This is a genomic window from Pseudomonas sp. R4-35-07, from assembly GCF_003852235.1.
Classification (GTDB): Bacteria; Pseudomonadota; Gammaproteobacteria; order Pseudomonadales; family Pseudomonadaceae; genus Aquipseudomonas.
Window position 1 is genome coordinate 1,153,536 of the sequence record NZ_CP027732.1, and the last position, 26,850, is coordinate 1,180,385.

Here is a 26,850-nt window from a genome sequence, read left to right on the forward strand (position 1 = left end):
GAGGGGGATTGCACCCTCCCACATTGACACCTGAGCTGTTAGCGTTGCCGGCATTCGATGCCTACGGAAAACGCTACTGATGCACTTAGGAAGATGGCTACACACCAGCGCTCTGCTGATCGGCTTGAGCTTTTTGCTGGGCGGCTGCGCCAGCGTTTCACCTACCTCCACCCCCGCGACGCTCGACAAGGTGCTGGCCGACCCGGCGTTGCACGGTGCCACCGTCTCGCTGATGGTGCGCGACGCCCGCAGCGGCAGCACGCTCTACCAGCACAACCCACGCACGCGGTTGGTGCCGGCTTCCAATCTCAAGCTGCTGACCACCGCGGCGGCGATGGATGTGCTGGGCGTGCAATACCGCTTCGCCACGCAACTGTTGAGCGATGGTGTCCGCCAGGGCGATCGCCTGACGGGTAATCTGTACCTGCGCGGCCTGGGCGACCCGACCATCCAGTACGCCGACTATCAAGCGCTGGCAGCGCAACTGGCCAGCCAGGGCGTTCGCCAGGTGCAGGGCGACCTGGTGTTCGACGATACCTGGTTCGACGCCGAACGCCTGGGCGTCGATTGGTCTCACGATGATGAAACCACCTACTACGGCGCGCAGATTTCCGCGCTGACGGTGTCGCCCAATGCTGACTTTGACGCAGGCAGCGTATTGGTCACCGCCAAGGCGCCGGTGCGGGCCGGTTTGCCGGTGACTGTCGACCTCTACCCGCCCAGCGATTACCTGCAATTAAGCAACCGCGCCGTCAGTGGGCCGGGCAACAGCTATGGGATCAACCGCCGGCATGGCACCAACCTGTTGCAGCTCAGCGGCACCGTTGCGCCGGGCAGGCAGAGCGAGCAATTGGTCAGCGTGTGGGAGCCCACGCAGTGGGTGGCCAACCTGTTTGAACAGGCGCTGGCGCAACAGGGCATCAGGGTGCATGGCCGTCGCATCATGGGCGGTGCAAGTCCGGCCACGGCGACGTTGCTGGCCGAGCATCGATCGGCGCCCTTGCAGGAATTGATCACGCCGCTGCTCAAGCTCTCCAACAACAACATGTCCGAAGCCTTGCTCAAAGCCATGGGCCGGCAGACCGCCAATAGCGGCACGGCGGCGGCGGGTGCCGTGGCCGTGGCAGGGTTCCTCAAGCGTCAGGGGTTGGATGTGACGACGCTGAACCAGGTCGACGGTTCCGGCCTGTCGCGCCGTAACCTGGTGTCGGCGCAAATCCTCACCGACCTGCTGCTGGCTGCGAGCAAGCAACCGTGGTTCAACGCGTGGTACAACGCACTGCCGATTGCCGGCAATAGTGACCGCATGAGCGGTGGCAGCTTGCGTTATCGCCTGCGCGGCACGCCAGCGCAAAACAATCTGCACGGCAAAACCGGCTCGATGAGCGGCGTGTCGTCCTTGAGTGGTTATGTCACCGATGCCCACGGGCGCCGGCTGGCATTTTCCATGGTGACCAATAACTACGTGGTTGCCGGCGAGCAGGTCAAGGCCCTGGAAAACCGGGTGGCGGTGGCCCTGTCACGCTGGGATGATTGACTCAGGGCTGATAACCCATGCGCCAACTCACGGCCCGGGTCGCCGCCAGCAAGCGCTGCGCCGCCGGGCCGTCTTCATCGGCATGGAACAGCGAGGTGGGGCCGACCACGGTCATCACCGCCGCCACTTGCCCGACCGCGCTGAACACCGGCGCCGACAACGCATCCACCCCCGGCATCAGCAAACCATGCACAAAGTGCAGGCCACGGTGGCGGATCTGCTCGCAGGTGATGGCGTAGGCCTGGTCATCCGCCAGGGCATGGGCGGTGCCGGCCTGGATTTCGCGATCACGCAACTCCACGGTTTCCCGCGTCGGCAAATAGGCACTGAACACCAGCCCGGTGGACGAACTGAGCAGCGGCAAGACCGAACCCAGTTGTGTCACCACCGTCACCGCGCGCACTGCCGGCTCGATCTGCACCACGGTCGCGCCCTGGTTGCCCCAGACCGCCAGGAAGCAGGTTTCATTCAGCTCATCGCGCAGTTCCGCCAGGGGCATCGCACCGACCTTCAACACATCCATGCTGCCCAGCGCAGCCAAGCCTACGCGCAAGGCTTCGCGCCCCAGGCCGTAATGGTTGGTGGCGGCGTTCTGTTCGGCGAAGCCCGAGGCGATCAGCGCCTGCAGGTAACGATGGACCTTGCTCGCCGGCATCTGCACATGCTCGGCCAGGCGCGACAGTGAAGTGGCCGGCGACAGTTCGGCCAGGGCCTTGAGGATATCGGTGCCCACTTCGGCCGAGCGGACTTTCTGTTTACCGGTGTCGCGGGGCTTTTCCATGGGGGTGCGAGAATCCGAGAGATGAGTGGGCGTCTTTATAGCTTGACGGTCCATGGCGATCAAATTACGTTAAGCGTAACTGGATTACGATAAAAACAACTGACCCCCAGAGGATGCTCCATGAACCTCGAATACCTGTCGGGCTTCGGCAATGAATTCGCCAGCGAAGCCCTGCCCGGCGCGCTGCCCGTCGGCCAGAACTCGCCGCAGAAAGCGCCCTACGGGCTGTATACCGAACTGTTCTCCGGCACCGCGTTCACTATGGCGCGCAGCGAAGCCCGGCGTACCTGGCTGTACCGCATCCAGCCCTCGGCCAATCACCCGGCCTTCAGCAAATTGGAGCGGCAGTTGGCCGGCGGACCTCTGGGCGCGGTGACGCCGAACCGGCTGCGCTGGAACCCGCTGGACATTCCAGGCGAGCCGACTGACTTTATCGACGGGCTCGTAGGCATGGTCGCCAACGCCGGGTCGCAAAAACCGTCAGGCATCAGCATCCACACTTACCGCGCCAACCGCTCGATGGAGCGCGTGTTCTTCAATGCCGACGGCGAACTGTTGATCGTGCCCGAACAGGGCCGTTTGCGGATCGCCACGGAGCTCGGCGTGTTGGAGGTCGAGCCACTGGAAATTGTGGTACTGCCACGCGGGCTCAAGTTCCGCGTCGAACTGCTCGACGCCCAAGCGCGTGGCTACGTCGCCGAAAACCATGGCGCACCGTTGCGCCTGCCGGACCTGGGCCCTATCGGCAGCAATGGCCTGGCCAATCCGCGCGACTTCCTCAGCCCGGTCGCCCACTACGAAGACCTCAAGCAGCCGACCACGCTGGTGCAGAAATTCCTCGGCGAACTCTGGGCCTGCGAGCTCGACCATTCGCCGCTGAACGTGGTCGCCTGGCACGGCAATAACGTGCCGTACAAATACGACCTGCGTCGCTTCAATACCCTCGGCACGGTGAGTTTCGATCACCCGGACCCGTCGATCTTCACCGTATTGACCTCGCCCACCAGCGTGCATGGGCTGGCCAACCTCGACTTCGTGATCTTCCCGCCGCGCTGGATGGTGGCCGAGAACACCTTCCGCCCGCCGTGGTTCCACCGCAACCTGATGAACGAATACATGGGCCTGATCCAGGGCGCCTACGACGCCAAGGCCGAGGGCTTCCTGCCCGGCGGCGCGTCGCTGCACAGCTGTATGAGCGCCCATGGCCCGGACGGCGAGACCTGTACCAAGGCGATCAATGCCGAGCTGGCGCCGCACAAGATCGATAACACCATGGCATTCATGTTCGAAACCAGCCAGGTGCTGCGCCCCACCCAGTTCGCCCTGGAATGCCCGCAACTGCAACCCGCTTATGACGCGTGCTGGGCTTCGCTGCCAGCCACCTTCAACCCGAATCGGAGATAACCCATGACTCAACCCACACAGACCCGCAGCTGGGTCGCCTGCGCCAACGGTCACGCGGATTTCCCCCTGCAGAACCTGCCGCTGGGGGTGTTCAGCATCAATGGCTCGGCGCCGCGCAGTGGCGTGGCGATTGGCGACGCGATCCTCGACCTGCACGCCGCCCTGGATGAATTTGACGGTGAAGCGCGGCGTGCGGTTGAGGCGACTGCAGGCGGCCAGTTGAACGCCTTTTTCGAACTCGGCCGCGGCCCACGCGTAGCCTTGCGCGAGCGCCTGCTGGAACTGCTCGCCGAAGGCAGCAAGCTGCAAACCCGCGAGGCGCAGGTGTTGCACCGTGCTGCCGATTGCCAGATGCACCTGCCGGCCAAAATCAATGATTACACCGACTTCTATGTTGGCATCGAACACGCGCAGAACGTCGGCAAACTATTTCGTCCCGACAACCCGCTGTTGCCCAACTACAAGTACGTGCCTATTGGCTATCACGGCCGTGCCTCGACCATTCGTCCCTCGGGTACGGATGTGCGCCGCCCCAAGGGCCAGACACTGCCGGCCGGCCAGGCCGAGCCCACCTTCGGCCCCTGCGCCCGCCTGGACTATGAACTGGAACTGGGCATCTGGATCGGCCAGGGCAATGCCATGGGTGACGCGATTGCCATCGGCGATGCGGCCGAACATATCGCCGGTTTCTGCCTGCTCAACGACTGGTCGGCACGCGATATCCAAGCCTGGGAATACCAGCCGCTCGGGCCGTTCCTGTCCAAGAGCTTCATCACCAGCATCTCGCCCTGGGTAGTCACGGCCGAAGCGTTGGAGCCGTTCCGCAAGGCGCAACCGCCGCGACCCGAAGGCGATCCGCAGCCGTTGCCCTACCTGCTGGACGCTCGCGATCAAAAGGCGGGCGCCTTCGATATCGAACTGGAAGTGCTGCTGACCACCGCTTCGATGCGTGAACAGAACCTGCCGGCCCATCGCCTGACCCTGAGCAACACCGAACATATGTACTGGACCGTGGCGCAAATGGTTGCGCACCACAGCGTCAACGGTTGCCAGTTGCAAGCCGGTGACCTGTTTGGTTCGGGCACGTTGTCGGGGCCGCAGCCGGGGCAGTTCGGCAGCCTGCTGGAGATCACCGAAGGCGGCAAAAAACCGATTGAACTGGCCTCCGGCGAGGTGCGCAAATTTCTCGAAGACGGCGATGAAATCATCCTGCGTGCGCGCTGCAACCGCGAAGGCTTTGCCTCCATCGGTTTCGGCGAATGCCGTGGCACTGTGGTCGGCGCACGCTGAGGGGCAGGGCTATGGAACTCTATACGTACTATCGTTCTACCGCGTCCTACCGGGTGCGCATCGCCCTGGCGCTCAAGGGCCTGGATTTCACGGCGGTGCCGGTCAACCTGCTGGTGCCAGCAGGCGGAGCCAATCACCAGCCCGAGTACCTGGCGATCAACCCGCAAGGGCGTGTGCCGGCCTTGCGCAGCGACGGTGAACTGTTGATTCAGTCCCAGGCGATCGTCGAATACCTGGAGGAACGTTATCCCCAGGTACCGCTGCTCTCCAAAGACCTGGCGGCGCGTGCCCACGAACGCGCCGTGGCATCGATCATCGCGTGTGATATCCACCCGTTGCACAACTCCAGCACCCAGAACCTGCTGCGCCAGTGGGGCCATGATGAGGCGCAATTGCTCGAGTGGATCGCGCATTGGATCAGCCAGGGTCTCGGTGCGGTGGAGCAGTTGATTGGCGATCACGGGTTCTGCTTTGGCGAGCAGCCGGGCATGGCCGATGCATTCCTGATTCCGCAGCTGTATGCAGCCGAGCGTTTCAAGGTGCCGTTGGCGGCCTACCCGCGTATCGGCAGGGTCGCGGCACTGGCGGCGCAGCATCCGGCGTTCATACAGGCGCACCCTGCCAATCAACCCGATACCCCCTGAAACACGCAAATCAATGTGGGAGGGGGCTTGCTCCCGATAGCGGTGTGTCAGCTATGAATATGTCGACTGACACACCGCCATCGGGAGCAAGCCCCCTCCCGCAGTTTTTGATCAGCGCCAGCCAATAAAAATAATGAAAGGTACCTTGCGATGCACAATCAGCTTGCCAGCTTTCGCGCGGCACTCGACGCCCGTCCGGTGTCGCGCTATCAGTGGTTGATTCTCCTGCTACTGGCATTGCTACTGGTAACCGATGGCTACGACGCCCAGGTGCTCGGCTATGTCGTGCCGGCATTGGCCAAGGACTGGGGCCTGGAAAAAGCCGCGTTCGGCCCGGTGTTCAGCGCCAACCTGCTCGGCCTCACAGTGGGCTCGCTGCTGGTGACGCCACTGGCGGACCGGTTCGGTGTGCGGCGCATTCTGCTGGGCTGTGTGCTGATCTACGCCAGCCTCACGGTATTGATGGTGTTCGCCAACTCCCTGACCACGCTGATGGCCGCACGCTTTATCTGCGGCATCGGCATGGGCGGCGCGATGCCCAGCGCCATGGCCTTGATGTCGGAATATTCGCCGCCACGCATGCGCACCCTGATGGTGACCCTGGCAGCCTGTGGCTTCTCATTCGGCGGCGCGGCGGGTGGGTTTGTGGCGGCGGGGTTTATCGATGGCTTTGGTTGGCAAGCGGTGTTCCTGGCGGGCGGTGTTACGCCGCTGCTGTTGTTTCCGTTCCTGGTGTGGCGGTTGCCCGAATCCCTGCCGCGCCTGCTGCGCGATGCGCCGCCCTATGCGCGCTTGCACAAGGTCACGGCACGCATGTTGCCCGATTGGCGGGCGCCCCTGGCGAGCGAGGCGCAGAATCGCCAGGAGCAGGGCAGCCGGTTGACCGTGGTGGAGCTGTTCCGTAACGGCTACGCGCGCCCCACGGTGCTGATTTGGGCGACCTTTTTCGTCAGCCTGATCCTGCTGTATTTCATGATCAGCTGGCTGCCGTCGCTGTTGCTCGAAAGCGGGCTGGCGCTGAACCAGGCCAACCTGGTGACCTCGATGTTCCTGTTTGCCGGCACATTGGGCGCCATCGGCATGGCCTGGTTCGCCGATCGGCTGAAAAGCAAAGTGCGCCTGTTGTCCGCTGTGCTGGCAGCGGCGGCGGTGTGCACGGTGCTGCTGGGCCTGAATCATGACAATCCGCGTTACCTGGTGGCGTGCGTGTTTGCCGCCGGGTTCTGCATCATCGGCGGGCAACTGACCCTCAATGCGTTCGCCAGTAATTTCTACCCGGCGCACGTGCGCGCCACCGGTACGGGCTGGGCATTGGGGGTGGGGCGATTCGGCTCGATCCTGGGGCCGTTGTTCGGCAGCCTGCTGCTGGCGATGCATATTCCGGTGCAGCAGATTTTCTTCTTCTGTGCGATTCCAGCGGTGATTGCGGCGCTGTTGATTATTCAGGTGCGGTCGCCAGGCACGAGCGAAGCCATGAAGCCGTCGCCGGGCGACCTGCTCAAGGCGCCCTAATGCACCACGGAATTGGGCGGCAGATGCCCCAGCCGCTCGGTCAGGCGCAGGCGCTGGATAGGGTCTTCGCTGAGCATCAACGCGTGTTCCAGGTCAAAGCGTTCGGCGCTCGGGCAGTCCAGGCGCTGATACAGGCTGGCCCGCGCCAGGTAGTCGGCGGCGCTGGCATTGCCCAGCTCGAGCACACGCTCGGCATCGACCAGGGCGGCCAGTGGTTCGTCGTTGGCGAGGTACAGCTGGCGCAGGTTACGTGACAGCCGTTGCAGGATCGCGCGCGGGTCGGCGCTGTGCAGGTGCTCGGCTTGTAGTTTGAGATTGGCTCCGTACTGGCGGTGCAGCAGTTCGCGACAGTCGTTGGGGTACAGCCGCCGACCGCCGCAGGGGTCCAGCAGGTGATCGGCGCCGGGTACTCGCAGCAGGAAGTGGCCGGGGAAATTCACCCCGACCAGGGGAATCTCCAGGCGCCGCGCCAGCTCCAGCGCGATCAGGCCCAGGGCCAGGGGTTGTCCGCGCTTACGTTGCAACACCTTGTCCAGCAGCGCGGCGGCGGGGCACAGCGGGGTGAAGTCATCCTGGGCAAAGCCCAGGTCGTTCATGCAGCGCAGCAGCGGCTGGCCCAGTTCATCGGCCGGCAACGTGGGCATGCCCAGGCTGACCTGTTGTTGCAGCAGGCCGAACGCCTGCAGGATCAGTTGTGGCTGTACGCCAGCATCATGCTCGGCAGCAATCCACAGCGCGGCTTCGAACAGCGCAGGGGGTGAACGGTCCAGGCAGGCGAAAAAGGCTGTGCGGGGATTCATTGCATTCTCCGGCGGATGCCCTCGTTTTAGCCTTGCTGCGAATTTTCGTCCAGCATCTTAAGTAAATATCCCACGCTCTTATGCCGCGGGTCCCACGAAACGGGGACGCTTATTCCAGTGCAATCGAGCAGTTTGCTGTTGTCAGCCTATACTTGGGCCACTACCAGAAGTGATTCGGGAGCACGACGATGTTTGCGCTCATGCACAGCACCCGCCTGGAATCGCTGCACCTGAGCGTCGACCCGGTGAGCGGGCTGAAGGCGATCATCGCCATTCATAACAGTCGCTTGGGCCCGGCCTTGGGCGGCTGCCGCTATCTTGCCTACCCCGATGATGAAAGTGCCATGGCGGATGCCGCACGCCTGGCTCAAGGCATGAGCTACAAGGCCGCTTTGGCGGGCTTGTCGGTGGGCGGCGGCACGGCGGTGATCCTGCGCCCCGCCCATGTGGAGAGCCGCGCCAGCCTGTTCGAAGCCTTCGGTCGCTGCGTGGAACAACTCAGCGGGCGCTACATTACCGCCATCGACAGCGGCACCTCGGTCGCCGACATGGATTGCATCGCCCAACACACCCGGTTCGTCACCAGCACCACGGCCGCCGGCGACCCTGCACCGCATGCGGCCATGGGGGTGTTCACCGGCATCCGCGCCACCGCCATGGCCCGCCTGGGCAGCGACAACCTCGAAGGCCTGCGCGTGGCGGTGCAGGGCCTGGGCAATGTCGGTTACGCCCTGGCCGAACAACTGCACGCGGCGGGCGCCGAACTGCTGGTCAGCGACATCGACCACGGCAAGGTGCAACTGGCCATGGAGCAATTGGGTGCCCACCCCATCGCCAACGACGCTTTGCTCAGCACGCCCTGCGACATCCTCGCGCCTTGCGGCCTGGGTGCGGTGTTCAATCGCCAGAGCGTCGGCCAACTGCGCTGCGCCGCTGTGGCCGGCTCCGCCAGCGCGCAGTTGACCAACCTGCAAGTGGCCGACCAACTGGAAGGGCGCGGCATCCTCTACGCCCCGGACTACGTAATCAATTCCGGCGGCCTGATCTACGTCGCGCTCAAACACAGCGGCGCCGAGCTGGCGAGCATCACCGCGCACCTGTCCAACATCGGCAAGCGCCTGACCGAAGTCTACGCCCATGCCCAAGCCGAAAAACGCTCCCCGGCACGGGTCGCGGACGAACTCGCCGAGCGCCTGCTGTACCAATGACCAGGCATTAAAAAGGCCCTGAATCCATGATTCAGGGCCTGTTCAATTCGGGCTTTATTCCGCCGCCGCGTTCAGCAACTCGGACAACGCGTCCGGTTGGCTCTTGAACGCCTTGGCAAATACATCGCGGTTCTTCGCCATGTAGATCCCGGCTTCCTCCACCTGCTGCTCGCTCAAAGACGGCACGGCTTTTTGCAACACTTCTGCCAGCAACTCAGCGAGTTCAAGCATCTTGTCATGACGGTCAGCTTCGGCTTTATCCATGAACAAACGCTCCAGATCTCGGCTGCTGCGGTATACCACTTCGACGGCCATTCACCACCTCACATGCCTTCACGATAGTTGTCTTTTGCGACTACTGTATTTATATACAGCGAAAAGCATAAGCCAAACGCGGGGGTTTGGATAGTAGGTTTTTAATGTAGTTGGGAAATGGGGGTTTGCTACACCGGAAATTTCACACAGCACGCTGAGGTTGCTGAGTAATCCTACGGTGACTTACCTTTCACGGGTCGTGCATTCGCATGGCCGAGCTTGGCGGCTCGATTAAAGGAAAGGAAAACCTGTGTGTTTACTTTTGGAGCCGTACCGTGGAAAAAAATACCTCACTCAATACCGATCCCTTGAATCCAGAGCCGCCTGTCACGCTTTTCAATGTGACGCCCAACATTGACACAGAGGCCTTGCTGGCTAACGCGAGCGAAACCTTGCGTAGCGCCCGTGAAATGGCCAACACGCTGGCCTTCGACCTTGAAGGTCCTCAGCGAAGCTTGGTATTGGGGATTCACCAACTGGTGGAGCTGGGAGGCTTGTTAGTCGACCGAGCGCTGGAACACGTCGCACCCGTCTGAGCCCCTACGACACCTTTGCCAAATGCGTTGAACGTGGCGAGCGAGCTTGCTCGCGCTGGGCTGCGTAGCAACCCAATTCAGGCAAAGGTGTGCTTTCAGAAAAAATCCCAGTGACAGTCTGTGGGGGGCGCTTCGCACTCCAGCGGAAGCAAGCTCCCTCGCCACACAAGAGGCATTCATATGAAAAATGAGTCTTTTGAAAGCCCTCAAAGCTGGGATGACGATTCGGCCTACGACCAATGGTTTCGAGCCAGGGTGCAAAAAGCCTTGGATGACCCATGCCCAGGCATTTCTCATGAAGAAGTCATGAGCGAGATGAACGCACTCATTGAGTCGAAGCTTTCACTTCATCAAGCCGATTAAGTGCCTAATATCAGCCCGCCACCATCTCACTACCCAGCCTCTGGCCTTTTTCCTGCAAGCAGAACAACCGTCACGTCCATCCCGCATTATCCGGTCGAGCCGACCTAAGGAAACATCATCGTGAAAATCAACTGGGCCGAAAAGCTGCGCCAGCAAGTCCATGGGCTGGCCGAGTCGCTGGGCAATCTGTTTGTGGAGTCGTTCCACTACCTGGCGCTGTTCGCCATCGGAGCGGTCACTGCCTGGGCGGCGGTGATGGAGTTTCTGGGGATGCTGGAGAACGGGCATATCAAGATCGATGACATCTTGCTGCTGTTCATCTACCTGGAATTGGGCGCCATGGTCGGGATTTATTTCAAGACCAATCACATGCCGGTGCGTTTCCTGATCTACGTGGCAATCACCGCGCTGACGCGTCTGCTGATCTCCAACGTGTCCCATCACAACCCGCCGGACGTGGGCATTATCTACCTGTGCGGTGGGATTCTGCTGCTGGCCTTCGCGATTCTGGTGGTGCGCTACGCGTCGTCGGCCTTTCCGTCGGTGAAGGTCGAAGGCCCGCGTCGCAAGGGCGAGGCGAGCCTGGAAACCGAGAAGGGCGAGCTTTAAAGCCCGACGCTGAACGGCAGGTTACGGGTGGGCGGTGGCTGCAAGAGCTTGTGATTGTCGCCATCGGTCATCACCGCGAGGATTTCCATGGCGCTGTGACCCTGCTCGATGGCGATGCCGAACTGGATGCTCTGCACAAGGCGCTTGAGCCGTTGCGGGTCGTTGCGTTGTTCGGCGCTGATCATGCGTTTGGCCACTACGCCGCTGTCATCGGAGAGGGTGAGCATGATGCTGCCGTCCAGCCGCTGGATGCTCAGGTTGACGCGGTATTGGGGGCTGAAGGTGTCGGTGATGATCTGAAAAGGGTTGTCCATGGTGCGTTACCGCCTGATAAGAACATGCAGTCATTGACGACCGGTGTCGGGAATAGTTCGCGTTGCCTGACCACCGGCCAAAGTCCGTTTTCCTCACAAGCTCTACAGCAAGGGCCGTGCCGTACAGGGCTCTGCCAGACGATCAGCAACCCCATATGGGAGGGGGCTCGCCCCCGATAGCGGTCTTCCAGCCGAGCATTTATTGGCTGACACACCGCTATCGGGGGCAAGCCCCCCTCCCACATTTGATACAGGTTGTGCCTGGAAACGGTGATCTGTTTCAGGGCAGTACGCAAAAAACGACCGCTGACGGCGCAGTCATCCCGGTCAGCACTCCACCCAGCTGACCGCCAGGCCGCCCCGTGACGTTTCTTTGTATTTGTCATGCATGTCGGCGCCGGTATCGCGCATGGTGCGGATCACCCGGTCGAGGGAAATAAAGTGCTTGCCGTCGCCGCGCAGGGCCATTTGGGTGGCATTGATCGCTTTGACCGCCGCGATGGCGTTGCGCTCGATGCAGGGCACCTGCACGAGGCCGCCAACCGGGTCGCAGGTCAGGCCGAGGTTGTGTTCCAGGCCGATTTCGGCGGCGTTTTCCAGTTGCTCAGGTGTAGCGCCGAGGATCTCGGCCAGCCCGGCGGCGGCCATGGCGCAGGCCGAGCCGACTTCGCCCTGGCAGCCGACTTCGGCACCGGAGATCGAGGCGTTCTTCTTGCAGAGGATGCCGACGGCAGCGGCAGCCAGAAAGAAATTGACGACGTCGTCATCGGACGCGTCGGCGTTGAACTTCATGTAGTAATGCAGCACCGCCGGGATAATCCCCGCCGCGCCATTGGTCGGTGCGGTGACCATGCGTCCGCCAGCGGCGTTTTCTTCGTTGACGGCGAGGGCGAACAGGTTGACCCACTCCATGGCTGATAAGGTCGAAGTGATCACGTTGGGCTTGCCGGTTTCCAACAGGCTGCGGTGCAATTTCGCAGCGCGACGCGGTACATCCAGGCCGCCGGGCAGAATGCCTTCATCGCGCAGGCCTTGTTCCACGCACTCGCGCATCACCGACCAGATATGCAGAAGGCCGCTGCGGATGTCTGCGTCGCTGCGCCACGCCCGTTCGTTGGCCATCATCAACTGCGAAACCCGCAGGCCGTGCTGGTTGCACAAGGCCAACAGCTCGACGGCGCTGGAAAAGTCGTAGGGCAATTGCACATCGCTGGTCGGCGCAATGCCCGATGCGGCTTCGGCAGCTTCGATGATGAAACCACCGCCCACCGAATAATAGGTTTGCTCGCTTAGCAGGCCGCTGTCGCCATAGGCGTGCAGGGACATGGCGTTGGGGTGGTAGGGCAGGCTTTCGTCGAGCAGCAGCAGGTCGGTGTGCCAGTCGAAGGCAATGTTCTGCTGGCCGGCGAGAAGCAGTTGGCCGGACTCGCGCAGTTGCTGGATGCGTGCGTTGATCGAGGTGGGGTCGATGCGATCCGGCCATTCGCCCATCAAGCCCATCACACAGGCGCGGTCGGTGGCGTGGCCGACGCCGGTAGCTGACAGCGAACCGTATAAACGCACTTCGACGCGGCGGGTTTCACTGAGCAACCGTTGGTCGGTCAATGCCTGGGCAAAGGTCGCCGCAGCGCGCATCGGGCCGACGGTATGGGAGCTGGACGGGCCAATGCCCACCTTGAATAGATCGAAAACACTGATAGCCATGCTAAAGCCTTACAAGCAATGGAGTAGAAATCGCTGCCATGTTTTGTAGAGCAGGCGGAATTGACGCGATACTGAGCCTCTGGATCGGCACTGACCAACGAATTATCCTAAGACACTCTTTAGCAGGACTAAACACTATGACCCGCCCCCTTCATGGCCAGACGTATGTCTGGCTGCATGTGTTTTCATGCGCTGCACGGCATTTGTCGTTCACCCGTTGCGCCGAAGAACTGCACATCACGCCGGGGGCGGTGAGCCAGCAGATTCGCCAGTTGGAGGAGCGCCTGGGCTTTCGACTGTTTCATCGCCGGGCCAGGGGCGTGGAGCTCAGCGCCGAAGGGCAGCGCCTGGCGGCGGTGGTGGGCGAGGCCTACGGCAGCATTGACGCCGAATTACAGCGTCTGGACGCTGGGATGATCAGCGGCACCTTGCGCCTGCGTTCGATCCCGTCGTTTCTTGGCAAGTGGCTGACCCCGCGTCTGCCACGCTTGCAGCAGCGCTTTCCAGACATTCAACTGCGCCTGGTCGCCGAAGACAGCAGCATCGCCCTGCACGAGGGCGACTTCGACCTGGCCATCGACCTGAACGACGGTAGCTACCCAGGCCTTTTATCCACAGCGCTGCTGGACGAACAGATCTTTCCGGTCTGCGCCCCCAGCCTGCTACGCGGGCGCCCGCCGCTGCATGGGCCGGCGGACCTGGTGCATTTCCCGCTGTTGCACGACATCACCGCCTGGCGTGGGAGTTATGAGTATGCCGAGTGGGAGTTTTACCTGAATGCCATTGGTTACCAGGACGCCGATGTACGCCGCGGGCACACCTTCAACCGCAACCACCTGACCATCGAAGCCGCCATTGCCGGTATGGGCGTCGCGATCGCGCGGCGCACTCTGCTCAACGATGAACTGGAACGCGGCAGCCTGATCGTGCCGTTCGGCCTGGCCGTGCCCAACCACAAACGCTACGTGCTGCTGTATGCGCCAGGCGCATTGAACCATCCGGGCGTGCGTGCGGTGCATGATTGGCTGGTGGAGGAGGCGGGGATTTTCCGGGCACTGCACCCAATGGGAGCGGGGCAATTGTGAGGATATTCAGGGGTAAGAAGATGTAACTAACTCCCCACCCTAACAGCGTTTTTGCTTGTCGTCAGGGTTAATTTGTAATGTAGGATTTATCTTTGCAAAGGGGTTGAATTGTTTCAGCGAGTGCTCAATTGTGTAATCAGGAGGTCATGGTTTCACCACCCCGGTGTTGCAGTTTGTGATCTCTGGCGAGCTAGCTGAAATAAGGGAAGAACTATGCAAATCCAAGTCAATAGCGATAACCATATTGAAAGCAGCATCCGACTGGAGGAGTGGGTACGTACTACCATTGAGAGCACGCTCGAACGTTATGAAGAAGACCTGACCCGTGTCGAGGTCTACCTGCGGGATGAGAACGGCGACAAGCCCGGTCCCCACGATTTAAGCTGCCGCCTGGAGGCCCGGCCAAAAGGGCACCAACCGCTTTCGGTGCTGCACAAGGCCGATACGCTGGAACAAGCGATCGATGGCGCGGCCACCAAGCTCGACCACGCGCTGGAGCATCTGTTCGGCAAACTGCAAGGCAAGCCCCGCGCTGCCGGTAAAAACCAGCCGACCACCAAAGTCAATGAAGATGAGCTTGAACAGGAGTTTCTGGAAAAAGAACGGGCCGTATTCAACGGCTGATGGTTTTTTTCACTCCCCATTGAAAACGGGCCTGCGCATGCAGGCCCGTTTTTCGTTCAACGGCGCTGTTTGAAGAAATACCCGCTAAGCATCGCCAGCCCGCAAGCACCCAACCCTGCAAAGAGCATGGCCCAGCCGGCGCCGTTGCGCAGCGCCGCCCGGGTCTCGTCGAACACCAACCCCGGCGCGTCCAGCTTGCCCGCCGCGATGTGCTGGCTGAGGGCCGGCCAATCTATTGCCGTGCTTGGCGGCATGACCTCGGCCAGGTAATGACCAATCCCCAGCAACAGCACCAAGCCCATCAACGCGATGTTGAGCGCCAGGGTGATCAGCCGTGCGCTGAAGTCGATACCCGAGGCCATGCCCGCGCGATCAGCCGAGACGGCGCCTGTGGTGGTGTTGGTGGTGGGCGAGTTGGTCAGCGCCAGGCCGATGCCGGCGATCACGCAACTGAGCAGCACCAGCAGCGTGCTTGGCTGCGCGGCGCCATTGGCGGCGGCCATTGCCAGAAACCCCGCACCCATCGTCGCCAGGCCCACGGGGATGATGCGTTCGGCACCGTAGCGCAGGGCCAGGCGCTCGGCCAGCGGCGGCACCAGCAAGGTGGGCAAGGTGTAGGCGAGCAGGGCGCCGCCGGTGGTCAGGGTGTCGTAGCCCAGGCCCGCCTGGAAATACAGCGGCAGGTAGATCATGAACGGCCAGAAGCTGAAGTTCATGCCGATCGAGCCCATCAGTGCACCGGTGAAGCGCTTGATGCGCAACACCGAAAAATCGAACATCGGATGGGCGCTGCGCTTTTCAACCACGATGAACAGCAGCAACGCCACCAGCGCCAAACCCGCCCAGCCGAGCATGCCCGGTGTGGCGAAGCCGTGCTCGGTGCCTTGGGTGATGAAGTACACCAGGGCGAACACCGCCAGCGTCAAGGTCAGCATGCCGGCGATATCGAGGCGATGGCTGGCCGGGTCGCGGGATTCCTGCACGCTGATGCGCAACAGCACCAAGGTGAACAGGGTGAGCGGCACATGCGCGAGAAATACCCAGCGCCAGTCCGCGACTGCCAGGATCAGCGCACCGACCATCGGCCCGAACCCCAGGCCCACTCCGGCAATCACGCCCCAGATCGCAAATGCCCGGGCGCGTGCCGCCGGTTCCCGAAACAAGTGCGACAGTATCGCGAACTGGCAGATCATCATCGCGCCGGCGCCGATGCCCTGGAGGAAACGCGCCACGATCAGCGTCGATGCGTCGTTGGCCAAGCCGCAGGCCAGCGAGGCCAGACCGAAGACCCACAGGCACAGCACCAGCATGCGTCGACGGCCAAAGCGATCGGCCAGGGTGCCCGCCGCCATCAGCACGCTGGTGCAGGCCAGGGTGTAGGCATTCATGATCCATTGGGCATCTTGAAACCCCGTGCCCAGTTCGCGTTCCAGGGTGGGCAGGATGACCGGCACGCTGGAGATTTCCAGGCCGAACATCAGGGCCACAAGGCACACGGCGGTGAGCGCCAGGCCGTTTCTGGCGACATGCGGTGGGCTGAGGGCCGATAGCGTGGCGACGGGTGGCATGGGATGTTCCTTTCGAGAGTGGGAGGGATTATTCTCTCGGGAATTTGATTCTTCATTTGCGATGATTTTTCCAAGGATAAGGGAATGCAGGGCGACAAATTAGTATGACCACCCCACGTTTCGATGGCGTCGAACTGTTCGTGCAGATCGTCGAGAGCGGCAGCCTGAGCGCAGCCGCCGAGCGCCTGAATCTCACCCGTTCGGCAGTGGGCAAGGGCCTGGCGCGGTTGGAAGCGCGGCTGGGCACTTGCCTGTTGCAACGCTCTACGCGCCGCCAGCGTCTGACCGAGGATGGGCAGGCGTACTACGAACACTGTCTACGCGCGCTGGCAGAGCTGGAGGCGGCCGAGTCGGTGCTGGAAAGCGGCCGTCACCAGCCACGCGGGCGCTTGCGGGCGAGTTTGCCGCTGGCGTTTGGTCACCACTATGCCGCGCCTGCGTTGTGGGGCTTGATGGACCGCTATCCACAATTGGAGATCGAGATCAGTTTCTCCGACCGCATGACCGATCTGGTGCAGGAAGGCTTCGATATCGCCGTGCGCATCGGCCCGCTGCCGGATACCGACCGCTTGAGTGCGCGGCGCCTGGGCGAGCAGGTCATGGGCTTGGCGGCGTCGCCCGTGTATTTGCAGCGCAGGGGGCCCATCGCCTGTATCGAAGACTTGTCGGCTCATCGTGGTATTGCTTACCGCAGCAACAGCGCCCATCGCTCGCGGTTGGTCACGCCCTTGGTGCTGGACGACCTCCAGGCCGTGGCCGATGCGGCCATCGCAGGCGTCGGCCTGGCCTGGTTGCCGAGTTGGTTGATCGCCCACTATGCGCTGCGCGGGCAACTGGCGGCGGTGCTGGCCGATTTCCGCGAACAGCCGGCCCCCATCCATGTGATCTGGCCGACGGCACCGCACATGCCGGCCAAGACCCGATGCGCCATCGATGCGCTGGTCGCGGCCACCCCCAGTTGCCTGGCGGGTAGTTAGAACCCGAAATCCCGAACACACCGCGGCTCAAATGTGGGAGGGGGCTTGCTCCCGATAGCGGAGTGTCAGTCAGTATATTTTTAACTGACCCACCGCCATCGGGGGCAAGCCCCCTCCCACATTTGGATGTGTTATGGCCTGCAAATTGAAGGCATGCCGTTAGAACGCGATAGACGTCTGCACATACACCGTGCGCGGTTCACCCACGTACTTGCCCTTGTTGTTATCGTCGAACGAGCGCGTGTAGTACTGCTTGTTGAAGATATTCTTCACGCCGACCGCCACGTTCAAGTCCGACAGTTGGGGGCCGAAGTCATACGCTGCGCGGCTGCTGAACAGCATGTAGCCGGGGATGCGTCCATTCGCGCCGTCGGCGCTTTCGGCCTGGGTGTTGGCGTTGTCAGCGAATTGGCTGCTCTGGTAGCTGCTGTCCAGGTTGAGCTTCCACGGGCCTTCGGTGTAACCCACGCCGAGGGTGCCTTTGTGCCGGGACGAGAAGGGCACGCGGTTGCCTTTGTTCGGGCCGTCTTCGCGGATGGTCGCGTCGACATACGCATAGGTGGCGTACACATCGAAGCCGGCCAGCACAGGATTCAAGCCGTCGAGGGCATAGTTGATGCTCGACTCGATGCCCTGGTGCCGCGTTTCACCGCGTGCGATCACGGTGTCATTGGTCTGGTTGCTGTCGTACTGGTTGTCGAAATTGATCAGGAACGCACCGATCTCCGCGCGCAGGCTGCCGTTGTCATAGCGCGTACCGAGCTCCCAGGTGCGGGCTTTTTCCGGTTTCACTTCGCCGCTGCTCACGCGGTTGGGCATCTGGCTGTACTGCACGCTGCCGAACGAGCCTTCAGTGTTGGCGTAGAGGTTCCAGTCATCGGTGAGGTGGTAGAGCACGTTCAACGCCGGCAGCGCAGTGTTGTAGTCGCCTTTGTAGTTGACGTTGCTCAGGTTGTTGGTCTGCTGGGACTTGATCATCTCGTAGCGAATGCCCGGCGTGAGGGTCCACTTGCCGATATCGATGCGGTCGTCGATGAAGAACGCGTTGGCCTCGGTGCCGCCGCGCGTGTCGCGGTCGTTGCGGCTGTCGGTGGTCGGGATTTGCTGGTTGGCCGCAATCGGCGTGCGGTAGCGCAGCTCGTGGCCGGCTTCATTGATGTAGCGGTAGCCGACGCCGACTTCGTGTGTGGTGGGGCCGAGGTCGAAGCCTTGGGCGAAGCGGGTTTCCAGGCCGCGTACCCAGTACTCGCGCGGTGACAGCGAGAGGAAGTTTCCCTGGTCGAGGTAACCGCTGCGCAGGGTCTTGGTGAAGAAGCTGTTGACCGTGAACTCACGGCGGTCCTGCTCGTAGCGGTAGCCCAAGTTGAACAGCGTACGGCGTCCCCAGAACTTATCGTAGGGGCGGGTCGACTGGTACGGGTCAGCCTTGTAGTCCTTGACGTTCAAGCCGCCGGGCATATCGGCCTGGCCTTCGTAGTACTGCGCCATGGCGTTGAAGCTGTTGGCGTCGTCCAGTTGGTATTTGCCCTTGAGGATCAAGTCGTCGATGCGCGTGTCACTGTTTTCGCGCCAGTCGCCGCCACGGGTGCCGGAGTACAGGAGCGCGCCGCCCAGGCCATTGTCGGCGGTGCCACCGGCCAGCAGGTTGCCGGTGGTTTTGAAGCCGTCGTGGCTGGAGGACGGGCTGGTTTCGGTTTGCAGGCCGCCTTTGACGGTGGGCGCATCCGGGATCGCACGGGTCACGAAGTTGACGATGCCGCCGACGTTTTGCGGGCCGTAGCGCACCGCGCCGCCGCCGCGGACCACGTCGACCGCGTCCATGTTGCCCATGCTGATCGGTGCGAATGACAGTTGCGGCTGGCCATACGGTGCGAAGGGCACGGGAATGCCGTCCATCAACACCGTGGAGCGCGACGCCAGACGTGGGTTGAGCCCGCGAATACCGAAGTTCAGCGCCATGTCATGGCTGCCGGTGCCGTTGTTGTCCGGGGCGTTGACGCCGGGAATGCGGTTGAGTACGTCGCGGGCCTGGGTCGCGCCCTGGCGTTCGAAGGCTTCGCGGCGGATCACATCGCGCGCGCCAGGGTGTTCGAACACGTTGGTCTGCGCTGCATCGCCGAGCCAGTCGCCGACCACGTTGGAGGTCTGCAGTTCGAGGGTAACCGGGGCGCTGGCCGGTTGCAGGCTGTAGGCGTTGTCGCCCTCGGCACGAGCTTGCAGGCCACTGCCTTCCAACAGTTTATTCAGGCCTTCGGCGGTGCTGTAGGTGCCCGACAAGCCCGGGCTTTGCAGGCCGGCGGTGACCTCGGAGCCGAAAGACACCAGCACCGAGGCTTCACGGCCGAACTGGTTCAGGGCCGCTTCCAGACTCGTCGGTGCGATGTGATACGCCTTGGCTTCGGCCGCCATCACTGGGGGCAGCGCGGTCAGGCTGAGGCTGGCGCCGAGGAGGAATTGGCGCAGGGTACGGGCAAGAAGCGTCGGTTGCAGGGGCATGAAGGGCGGTCCTGAGAAGGAAGGATCAAGGTGGCTTTCCTTCTCTGTCACGCGAGGACGGGAAAACGGCTCACTGTTTTTCTGAATAATTTCAGGCGCGGGCCTGAACCGTCACCCAGTAGCGGGTAAAGCGTCGCACGGTGACCGGTAGGCTGACTTCCAGCAGGTCGAGGATGCGTTCGCTGTCATCCAGTGGATAGCTGCCTGACAGCAACAGGTCTGCCACCTGCGGGTCGCAATTGAGCTGGCCGCGACGGTAGCGCCCCAGTTCGCCGAGGAAATCCTCCAGGCGCATATGCGCAGCCACCAGCATGCCGTCTGCCCAGGCACCGCTGTTGGCGTCAGCGGGGCGAGGACTGTCCCAGCCTTTGCGGGTGTAATTGACCTGATGCGCAGCCTCGACGCTCAGCGGCAGGCCGCTGTAGTGGTTGGGCATCACGTCGACCTGGCCGTCGAGCACCGCCAGTTGAGTATGGTCACTGAACTGCCGCACGTTCAGGCGCGCCGCCTGGCTGCTGAGCAGACCCTGGCTGGTGAGTACGCGCAGCGGCGTGGCACCGGCGCGGGCGGTCAGCAGGATTTCACCTTCGAGCAGGCGGATCAGTCGCTGCTGGCTATCGACATGCACATCCACTGCGCTGCCGGTGTTGAGCTGCAACTGGCTGCCGTCGGCCAACTGCACGCTGCGGCGCTGTCCGACGGGGCTGCGGTAGTCGGCGGTCAGCGGCGGCAGAATACGCTGCTGGCGCAGGCTCCAGGCTGCCGCCGAACCGGCGCCGAGAATCAACAGCAGCTTCAGCGCCTGGCGCCGGCTGTTGGACGCCGGCGCATTCAACGCCGCGTGCGCCAGGGGCGAAGGCACGCCGCGCAGGCGCTGGTTGACGCGCTGGATGTGGTCCCACGCGCGCTGGTGCTCGCTGTGCGCATCCAGCCATTGCTGCCAGGCGGCCTGTTGGCGCGGGTCGAGCGTGCCTTGCTGCATTTTCAGCAACCAGTGCACGGCTTGTTCGGCGACGGGGGGCGAGATATTCATAGGGCGAAGTAGCAGCGCAGGGCGGCTTTATGCAGATGGCGTTTGACCGTGGCAATGGAAATGCCCAACTGCGCACCGATTTGCGCATAGGTAAGGCCATCGAGCTGGGCCAGCAGGAAGGCGCGTTTGACCTGGACCGGCAAGCCGTCGAGCAATTGGTCCAGCTCCACCAGGGTTTGCAGGATGATGGCGCGGTCTTCCTCAGACGGCGTCACCTGCTCCGGCAATTGTGCCAAGGCATCGAGGTAGGCGCGTTCCAGGTCCTGGCGACGGTAAAAGTTGAACAGCACGCGCTTGGCAACCGTGGTGAGAAAGGCGCGGGGTTCGTTCAGCGTTGGCGCTTCCCGTGCGCTGAGTACACGGATGAAGGTGTCCTGGGCCAGGTCGGCGGCGCTTTCCGGGCAGCCGAGCTTGCGTCGCAACCAGCCGGTAAGCCAGTGATGATGGTCGTTGTACAGAACTTCGACAGCGTTGGACGGTGGCAACGGGATCACTCCATCAGCATCGGCATGCTTTAGAGAACAAGAATTGTTCGCATTGTAGGGGCGGGGACGAGGTTCGGCAATCCGCGAAGCCGGTGATTCATCCGTTCTCTTTTGCTTATGAGAATATTTATCATTAATATTGCGCGCTGATGAACTTGGCGCCTGTCGCATGAACAGCAAAACCCCACTGCCCGCGTCCTATCGCCTTGCCGTCACCTCCCGGGTGCTGGCGGCGGTGGTCGGCGGTTATCTGATGGCCTCCCTGGCCGCTATCTGCCTCGCACTGTGGCTGCCCACGTCCCGCGCCGATGCGGTGATCACCGGCATGATGAGTTCGTTCGTGTTCTACCTGCTGGCGGTGCTCTGGTGTTTTGCCTGTCGCACGGCATGGCGTGCCTGGGCGGGCGTTATGTTGCCGAGCGCGCTGTTCGCCACCCTGGCGGGCATCGGTTTCTGGGTGGCGCGCACATGAAGGAAGGCTTTCGCCAAGCCATGGCCTGGCTGCACACCTGGGCGGGGTTGATCTTCGGCTGGCTGCTGTTCGCGATTTTCCTGACCGGCACCCTGGCTTATTTCAAGGACGAAATAACCCACTGGATGCAGCCCGAAGTGCAGGCCCACCCATTGGACGACGCGCTCAGCCTCGCCGTGGCGCAGCGCTATCTGCAGCAACAGGCGCCCACTGCCGCGCACTGGTTCATCACCTTGCCCACCCGCCGCGACCCCGGCCTGTCGGTGATGTGGCAAGACAAGGTCGACCCCGGCAAGCGCGGCAACTTCACCCAAAAAATCCTCGACCCGGTCAGCGGCCAAGCGGTGCAAGCCCGTGAAAGCATGGGCGGCGAATTCTTCTACCGTTTCCACTTCCAGCTGCAAATGCCTTACCCGTGGGGCCGCTGGTTGTCGACCATCGCCGCCATGGTGATGTTTGTCGCGCTGATCACCGGCATCATCACTCACAAGAAAATCTTCAAGGACTTCTTCACCTTCCGCCCGCGCAAAGGCCAGCGTTCCTGGCTGGACGGGCACAACGCGGTGGGCGTGCTGGTGTTGCCGTTTCACCTGATGATCACCTACAGCAGCCTGGTGATTTTCATGAACATGGTGATGCCGGCGCCGATCATGGCCTCGTATGGCAACGACAGCCGTGCGTTCTTCAATGAGGTGTTCCCCAGTGCCGATAATGCACCGGCGCTCGGCCAGCCGGGCACCTTGCTGGCGTTGTGGCCGATGTACCAGCAGGCGCAACAACAGTGGGCGGGAGGGCATGTCGGACGCTTGGCGGTGAATAATCCGAGTGACGTCAACGCCTCGGTGACTGTGTTCCGCGCCGGGTCCGACAGCGTGGTGCAGGATTTCGGCAGCAGCCTGTCGTTCAACGGCGCCACGGGCGAGCTGTTGCGGGCCAGTGGCGAGCCGTCGTTGCCGGCGGTCATCGGCGGCGGTTTCTACGGTTTGCACATGGGCCATTTCGCCGGCCCGGTGTTGCGCTGGCTGTACTTTGTCTGTGGCCTGGCCGGCACGGCGATGATCGGTACCGGGCTGGTGATCTGGCTCGGCAAGCGCCAGCTCAAGCACGCCAAAACCGGTGTGATGCCATTTGAGCTGCGCCTGGTGGAAGTGCTGAATGTCGCCAGCATGTCCGGCCTGGTGATCGCCATCGCACTGTTCTTCTGGGCGAACCGTTTGTTGCCGGTGAGCTTCGCCGAGCGTTCCGACTGGGAAGTGCGCGCGTTCTTTATCGCCTGGGCCCTGAGCCTGTTGCACGCGCTGTTGCGGCGCGGCCGCCCGGCGTGGGTCGAGCAATTGAGCGTGGGGGCGCTGCTGTTGGTGGTCATCCCGTTGGTCAATGCACTGACCACCTCCCACCATTTGGGCGTTTCCCTGGTGAGTGGCGACTGGGCCATGGCCGGCTTCGACCTGACGTGCCTGGCCTGCGGCCTGTTTCTGGGCTGGGCCGCCTGGAAGATGCAGCGCCGCACGGCAACGCAGCCCAAGGCGCCGCGCGCAGGTGCATTGACGTTCAAACAGGAGGCCAACTGAATGCTGCTCGCGCTGCTCATGTGCTACGCCGGGTTTACCGCGCTGTGCCTGTCGACCGACCGTCATCACGGCGAGTTGCTGCGCAGCAAGCCTTCGCCTTTACGGCGTCTGGGGTTGCGTGCGGCCGGTTGGTTGCTGCTGGCGCTGTCGCCCTGGCCGGCGGTGGGCGCCATGGGCTGGGGCCAGGGGTTGGTGGAGTGGTGCGCGGTGTTGATGCTCAGCGCCTTGCTGCTGGTGCTGTTGCTGCCGTATCGGCCTCGGCTGGCGTTGAGCCTCGCGGGCATCGGCCTGCTGGCCAGCCCGGTCGCGGCGTTCGGCCTGTTCTGAGTTGCCCATGATGATCAGCCCTGCGCCGAAGCCTCAAGACCGTTCGCACCCGGACGCCGCCGGTGGGCGGGCGCATTTCCTGCAGGTGTTCCTGTCCCAGCGTTCGCAGATGGAGGCGCTGGTCAGCCGCCGTGTCGGTTGCCGCGCCACGGCGGCGGACCTGGTGCAAGACCTGTTCCTGCGCTTCTGGCGTCGCCCGCTGGTGCAGGTCGAAGAGCTCAGCACCTACCTGCTGCGCTGCGCCAGCAATATTGCCATCGACCATTTGCGCAGCGAAGGCGCCCGCGTGCGCAGTAATGAAGGCTGGCTGCCGGAACAGCAGGGCAACCAGGGCTGCGAACCCCAGGCGGCACTCGAAGCGGGCAATGATTTGCGCCATGTCGAAGCCGCCTTGCGCAGTTTGCCCGAGCGCACCCGCCAGATTTTCCTGCTCAACCGCATCCACGGCCGCAAATATGCGCAAATCGCCAAGGCGATGGGCGTGTCCCAAAGCGCTGTGGAAAAACACATGATGCGTGCCCTCCAAGCCTGCAAGGCGAGCCTGAGCGAACCGTCGCCCCCACGCACGCCAGGAAAAGCACCGTGAACGTGACGCCCACGCCCGCCCAGGAACAGGCCGCGCTCGCCTGGCTGAGCCTGCTGCACGACCAGCCCAGCAGTGGCGATCAGGCCAGCTTCAGCCAATGGCTGCGGGCCGACCCCGCCCATGTCCAAGCCTATGCCCAGGCCCAGGTGCTGTGGGAGTTGAGCGAAGTCCCGGCACGCGCGTTGGCCGACGAAGACGCGCAGGCGTTGCAGGGCTACCTCAATGCGATGAACCGTTCCACGCGCTCGCGCACGTTGCGCTGGTCTGGCGCCTTGGCCACGGCCGCCTGTGTGTTGTTGATGGTGGCGATGGGCGCCGGTTGGCAACCGTCGCGCTGGGTGGATGACTTCGGCGCCGATTACGTGACGGCGCCAGGGGAGGTGCGGACCGTGACCCTGGCCGATCAGTCCCAGGTTACCCTCGACGCCGACAGCGCCATTGCCGTGGATTTCAGCCACGGCGAGCGGCATGTCCAGTTACGCCGAGGGGCCGGGTTTTTCCACGTTGTCCACACCGGCCAGGCGTTTATGGTCGAGGCGGGCAGCGGAGAAACGCGGGTGCTGGGCACGCAGTTCGAAGTGCGCCTGCAACCGGCGGGGGCACAGGTGACCGTGTTGTCCGGCCGGGTTGGAGTGACGCCCTCCAAACAGGCGCCGCAGCAAATTCTGACGGCGGGCCAGCAAGTAGCCTACGCCGAGGGTGTAGCCGAGCCGCTGCATGCGGTAGACAGCGAAGCACGCCTGGCCTGGCGCGATGGCTGGCTCAATTACTACAAGGCGCCGCTGGCCGAGGTGATCGAGGATTTGGCCCGCTATTATCCTGGCCGCATCCTGGTGCTCAATGACGAGATGGGCGCCAAGCGCGTCAGCGGCAGCTTTCCAAGCAAGGACCCGGTAGCGGTGCTCAATGCCCTGCAAGCGGTGCTGGGCTTTGAGCAGAGCACAGTGCTGGGCCGGATGATTGTGTTGCGCTAAGCCCTCACCACAAAACCAATGTGGGAGGGGGCTTGCCCCCGATTGCGGTGGGTCAGCTACCCATAGGCTAGCTGACAGACTGCTATCGGGGGCAAGCCCCCTCCCACATTTGATCTGCGGTGTTACTTCAACGCGGCCATGATCGCATCCGGGTTGTAGTCGCGGATCAACGTGCCATTGACGTCGACAAACGGAATCCCGCCCCCGCCCAATGCTTCATACGCCTTGCGCGCCTGGGCGTCCTTCTCGATATCGAACGCCTGGTAAGGAATGCCTTTCTGGTCCAGGAAACGCCGGATCTGCTTGCAGTAGCCGCACCACTCGGTGGCATAGAGCACCACGCGCGCCGAGGCGCGTACCTGCTCCGAAACCGCTTGCGAGGGGTTGAACAGCCGCTCGATCTTGCCCCAGTTCTGAATCACCACGACCACCAGCAGCACCAGCAGGACTTTCTTGAGCACGCCGCCAAGCATCAGTTACGGCGCTTGAGCTGATCGGTCAGTTGGGTCGGCAGGCCCTTGATGATCAAGGTGCCGGCGGCCTCGTCGTACTCGATCTTGTCGCCCAGCAGATGCGCTTCAAAGCTGATGGACAAGCCTTCGGCGCGGCCGGTGAAACGGCGGAACTGGTTGAGGGTGCGTTTGTCGGCAGGGATCTCCGGCGACAGGCCGTAGTCCTTGTTGCGAATGTGGTCGTAGAACGCCTTGGGCCGATCTTCATCGATCAAACCGGACAGTTCTTCCAGGCCCATGGGCTCGCCGAGCTTGGCCTGGCTGCTGGCGTAATCCACCAGGGTCTTGGTTTTCTCGCGGGCCGATTCGTCCGGCAGGTCTTCACTTTCAACGAAGTCGCTGAACGCCTTGAGCAGGGTGCGGGTTTCGCCCGGGCCGTCGACACCTTCCTGGCAGCCGATAAAGTCGCGGAAATACTCCGAGACCTTCTTGCCGTTCTTGCCTTTGATAAAGGAGATGTATTGCTTGGACTGCTTGTTGTTCTGCCACTCGGAGACGTTGATCCGCGCCGCCAGGTGCAGTTGGCCGAGGTCCAGATGGCGCGAGGGGGTCACGTCCAGCTCATCGGTCACCGCGACGCCTTCGCTGTGGTGCAGCAGGGCGATGGCCAGGTAGTCGGTCATGCCTTGCTGGTAGTGGGCAAACAATACATGGCCGCCAGTGGACAGGTTGGACTCTTCCATCAGCTTCTGCAGATGCTCCACAGCCGTACGGCTGAAAGCGGTGAAATCCTGGCCGCCGTCAAAGTAGTCCTTCAACCAGCCGCTGAACGGGTGCGCGCCGGACTCGGCATGGAAGAAACCCCAGGCCTTGCCTTGTTTGGCGTTGTAGCTCTCGTTGAGGTCGGCGAGCATGTTCTCGATGGCGGCGGATTCGGACAGCTCCGAGTCACGGGCATGCAGAACTGCGGGTGTGCCGTCGGGTTTTTTGTCGATCAGGTGGACGATGCAATGACGGATCGGCATAGGCTTCTCGGCTGGTTGAAGGGGAGCGGTGAGCCTCCCCAAAAAGTTGCCCAGTGTACCGCACCCATTGGTCAAGACGCGCCTGGAAGGGCGTTTTGGACGTTGTCCGACCGGGTATATGCCTTTTTTTCACGGTTTAGAGCGATAAAGCTGACCAA

General features: G+C 62.6%; 28 protein-coding genes. 17 read left to right on the forward strand and 11 right to left on the reverse strand.

From position 1 onward, the window contains the following. Positions 1-79 precede the first annotated feature (79 nt). Complete coding sequence (gene dacB / locus C4J89_RS05150) at positions 80-1,537, forward strand: D-alanyl-D-alanine carboxypeptidase/D-alanyl-D-alanine-endopeptidase (RefSeq protein WP_124413910.1); 1,458 nt, start codon at positions 80-82, stop codon at positions 1,535-1,537. A 1-nt stretch (position 1,538) separates the two neighbouring features. Here the strand turns inward: dacB and C4J89_RS05155 are convergent, their stop codons facing one another. Continuing rightward, positions 1,539-2,318 carry an IclR family transcriptional regulator gene (locus C4J89_RS05155; RefSeq protein ID WP_124413911.1) on the reverse strand — a complete coding sequence of 260 codons (780 nt, stop codon included), beginning with the start codon at positions 2,316-2,318 and terminating at the stop codon, positions 1,539-1,541. Positions 2,319-2,438: 120 nt separating this feature from the next. Here C4J89_RS05155 and hmgA point away from each other — a divergent pair, with 120 nt between their 5' ends. The 4 genes from hmgA to C4J89_RS05175 all read left to right on the forward strand — a co-directional run bounded on the left by hmgA (position 2,439) and on the right by C4J89_RS05175 (position 7,168). Continuing rightward, positions 2,439-3,722 carry a homogentisate 1,2-dioxygenase gene (gene hmgA, locus C4J89_RS05160; protein WP_124361417.1) on the forward strand — a complete coding sequence of 428 codons (1,284 nt, stop codon included), beginning with the start codon at positions 2,439-2,441 and terminating at the stop codon, positions 3,720-3,722. A 3-nt stretch (positions 3,723-3,725) separates the two neighbouring features. After that, entirely contained in the window at positions 3,726-5,012 is a 1,287-nt protein-coding gene (fahA, locus tag C4J89_RS05165) for a fumarylacetoacetase (RefSeq protein ID WP_124361418.1), read from the forward strand. Between the two features lie 11 nt (positions 5,013-5,023). After that, positions 5,024-5,656: a maleylacetoacetate isomerase gene (maiA, locus tag C4J89_RS05170; RefSeq protein WP_124361419.1), complete on the forward strand. Its 633-nt coding sequence runs from the start codon at positions 5,024-5,026 to the stop codon at positions 5,654-5,656. Between the two features lie 150 nt (positions 5,657-5,806). Then, complete coding sequence (locus C4J89_RS05175; RefSeq protein ID WP_124413912.1) at positions 5,807-7,168, forward strand: aromatic acid/H+ symport family MFS transporter; 1,362 nt, start codon at positions 5,807-5,809, stop codon at positions 7,166-7,168. On the opposite strand, the gene C4J89_RS05180 is transcribed toward C4J89_RS05175, so the two are convergent. Next, on the reverse strand, positions 7,165-7,968 hold the full coding sequence (locus tag C4J89_RS05180) for a SirB1 family protein (protein WP_124413913.1): 804 nt from the start codon (positions 7,966-7,968) through the stop codon (positions 7,165-7,167). The genes C4J89_RS05175 and C4J89_RS05180 overlap by 4 nt on opposite strands. Positions 7,969-8,156: 188 nt before the next feature. Here C4J89_RS05180 and C4J89_RS05185 point away from each other — a divergent pair, with 188 nt between their 5' ends. Further along, on the forward strand, positions 8,157-9,176 hold the full coding sequence (locus C4J89_RS05185) for a Glu/Leu/Phe/Val dehydrogenase dimerization domain-containing protein (protein WP_124413914.1): 1,020 nt from the start codon (positions 8,157-8,159) through the stop codon (positions 9,174-9,176). 54 nt (positions 9,177-9,230) lie between these two features. Here C4J89_RS05185 and C4J89_RS05190 read toward each other — a convergent pair whose 3' ends face one another. Continuing rightward, positions 9,231-9,491 carry a YebG family protein gene (locus C4J89_RS05190; protein ID WP_003171979.1) on the reverse strand — a complete coding sequence of 87 codons (261 nt, stop codon included), beginning with the start codon at positions 9,489-9,491 and terminating at the stop codon, positions 9,231-9,233. Positions 9,492-9,700: 209 nt separating this feature from the next. Here C4J89_RS05190 and C4J89_RS05195 point away from each other — a divergent pair, with 209 nt between their 5' ends. The 3 genes from C4J89_RS05195 (at position 9,701) to C4J89_RS05205 (ending at position 10,999) form a co-directional block, all read left to right on the forward strand. Continuing rightward, entirely contained in the window at positions 9,701-10,027 is a 327-nt protein-coding gene (locus C4J89_RS05195; RefSeq protein ID WP_256681778.1) for a DUF6124 family protein, read from the forward strand. Between the two features lie 180 nt (positions 10,028-10,207). Continuing rightward, a complete protein-coding gene (locus C4J89_RS05200) occupies positions 10,208-10,390 on the forward strand; it encodes an antitoxin (protein ID WP_124413915.1) in 183 nt (60 codons plus the stop codon). Positions 10,391-10,510: 120 nt separating this feature from the next. Next, positions 10,511-10,999, forward strand: coding sequence for a phosphate-starvation-inducible protein PsiE (locus C4J89_RS05205; protein WP_057724703.1), 489 nt, complete (start codon positions 10,511-10,513; stop codon positions 10,997-10,999). Here the strand turns inward: C4J89_RS05205 and C4J89_RS05210 are convergent. Further along, positions 10,996-11,313, reverse strand: coding sequence for a DUF3509 domain-containing protein (locus tag C4J89_RS05210; protein ID WP_124369737.1), 318 nt, complete (start codon positions 11,311-11,313; stop codon positions 10,996-10,998). The two genes, C4J89_RS05205 and C4J89_RS05210, sit on opposite strands and share 4 nt — an antisense overlap. Positions 11,314-11,640: 327 nt before the next feature. Continuing rightward, positions 11,641-13,017 (reverse strand): L-serine ammonia-lyase, encoded by a 1,377-nt coding sequence (locus tag C4J89_RS05215; protein ID WP_124413916.1) that lies wholly within the window; start codon positions 13,015-13,017, stop codon positions 11,641-11,643. Between the two features lie 137 nt (positions 13,018-13,154). On the opposite strand from C4J89_RS05215, the gene C4J89_RS05220 reads away from it, so the two are divergent. Both C4J89_RS05220 and C4J89_RS05225 read left to right on the forward strand, forming a co-directional pair. Beyond that, positions 13,155-14,102: a LysR substrate-binding domain-containing protein gene (locus C4J89_RS05220; RefSeq protein WP_124413917.1), complete on the forward strand. Its 948-nt coding sequence runs from the start codon at positions 13,155-13,157 to the stop codon at positions 14,100-14,102. 213 nt (positions 14,103-14,315) lie between these two features. Continuing rightward, positions 14,316-14,726 carry an HPF/RaiA family ribosome-associated protein gene (locus C4J89_RS05225; RefSeq protein ID WP_016978251.1) on the forward strand — a complete coding sequence of 137 codons (411 nt, stop codon included), beginning with the start codon at positions 14,316-14,318 and terminating at the stop codon, positions 14,724-14,726. 56 nt (positions 14,727-14,782) lie between these two features. On the opposite strand, the gene C4J89_RS05230 is transcribed toward C4J89_RS05225, so the two are convergent. Next, a complete protein-coding gene (locus tag C4J89_RS05230) occupies positions 14,783-16,294 on the reverse strand; it encodes an MFS transporter (protein ID WP_124413918.1) in 1,512 nt (503 codons plus the stop codon). Positions 16,295-16,398: 104 nt separating this feature from the next. Here C4J89_RS05230 and C4J89_RS05235 point away from each other — a divergent pair, with 104 nt between their 5' ends. Further along, positions 16,399-17,271 (forward strand): LysR family transcriptional regulator, encoded by an 873-nt coding sequence (locus C4J89_RS05235; RefSeq protein WP_124413919.1) that lies wholly within the window; start codon positions 16,399-16,401, stop codon positions 17,269-17,271. 159 nt (positions 17,272-17,430) lie between these two features. Here the strand turns inward: C4J89_RS05235 and fecA are convergent, their stop codons facing one another. From fecA to C4J89_RS05250, 3 genes are all read right to left on the reverse strand, one after another. Beyond that, a complete protein-coding gene (fecA, locus tag C4J89_RS05240) occupies positions 17,431-19,767 on the reverse strand; it encodes a TonB-dependent Fe(3+) dicitrate receptor FecA (protein ID WP_124413920.1) in 2,337 nt (778 codons plus the stop codon). A gap of 91 nt (positions 19,768-19,858) precedes the next feature. Next, a complete protein-coding gene (locus C4J89_RS05245; protein WP_124413921.1) occupies positions 19,859-20,800 on the reverse strand; it encodes a FecR domain-containing protein in 942 nt (313 codons plus the stop codon). Continuing rightward, complete coding sequence (locus tag C4J89_RS05250) at positions 20,797-21,285, reverse strand: sigma-70 family RNA polymerase sigma factor (protein WP_124361431.1); 489 nt, start codon at positions 21,283-21,285, stop codon at positions 20,797-20,799. The genes C4J89_RS05245 and C4J89_RS05250 overlap by 4 nt, the downstream gene beginning before the upstream one ends. A 169-nt stretch (positions 21,286-21,454) precedes the next feature. Here C4J89_RS05250 and C4J89_RS05255 point away from each other — a divergent pair, with 169 nt between their 5' ends. From C4J89_RS05255 to C4J89_RS05275, 5 genes are read left to right on the forward strand one after another with little or no spacing between them, the layout of a single operon-like run. Beyond that, a complete protein-coding gene (locus C4J89_RS05255) occupies positions 21,455-21,757 on the forward strand; it encodes a DUF3649 domain-containing protein (protein ID WP_124403177.1) in 303 nt (100 codons plus the stop codon). Continuing rightward, positions 21,754-23,328: a PepSY domain-containing protein gene (locus C4J89_RS05260; RefSeq protein WP_124413922.1), complete on the forward strand. Its 1,575-nt coding sequence runs from the start codon at positions 21,754-21,756 to the stop codon at positions 23,326-23,328. Before C4J89_RS05255 ends, C4J89_RS05260 begins: the two co-directional genes overlap by 4 nt. Next, on the forward strand, positions 23,329-23,655 hold the full coding sequence (locus C4J89_RS05265) for a DUF3325 domain-containing protein (RefSeq protein ID WP_124413923.1): 327 nt from the start codon (positions 23,329-23,331) through the stop codon (positions 23,653-23,655). Positions 23,656-23,662: 7 nt separating this feature from the next. After that, positions 23,663-24,241: an RNA polymerase sigma factor gene (locus tag C4J89_RS05270; protein WP_124403180.1), complete on the forward strand. Its 579-nt coding sequence runs from the start codon at positions 23,663-23,665 to the stop codon at positions 24,239-24,241. Next, entirely contained in the window at positions 24,238-25,215 is a 978-nt protein-coding gene (locus tag C4J89_RS05275) for a FecR family protein (protein ID WP_124413924.1), read from the forward strand. The genes C4J89_RS05270 and C4J89_RS05275 overlap by 4 nt, the downstream gene beginning before the upstream one ends. 122 nt (positions 25,216-25,337) lie before the next feature. Here the strand turns inward: C4J89_RS05275 and C4J89_RS05280 are convergent, their stop codons facing one another. Both C4J89_RS05280 and yejK read right to left on the reverse strand, forming a co-directional pair. After that, positions 25,338-25,688: a glutaredoxin family protein gene (locus C4J89_RS05280; RefSeq protein WP_124361437.1), complete on the reverse strand. Its 351-nt coding sequence runs from the start codon at positions 25,686-25,688 to the stop codon at positions 25,338-25,340. Beyond that, a complete protein-coding gene (gene yejK / locus C4J89_RS05285) occupies positions 25,688-26,692 on the reverse strand; it encodes a nucleoid-associated protein YejK (protein WP_124361438.1) in 1,005 nt (334 codons plus the stop codon). The genes C4J89_RS05280 and yejK overlap by 1 nt, the downstream gene beginning before the upstream one ends. Positions 26,693-26,850: the final 158 nt, after the last annotated feature.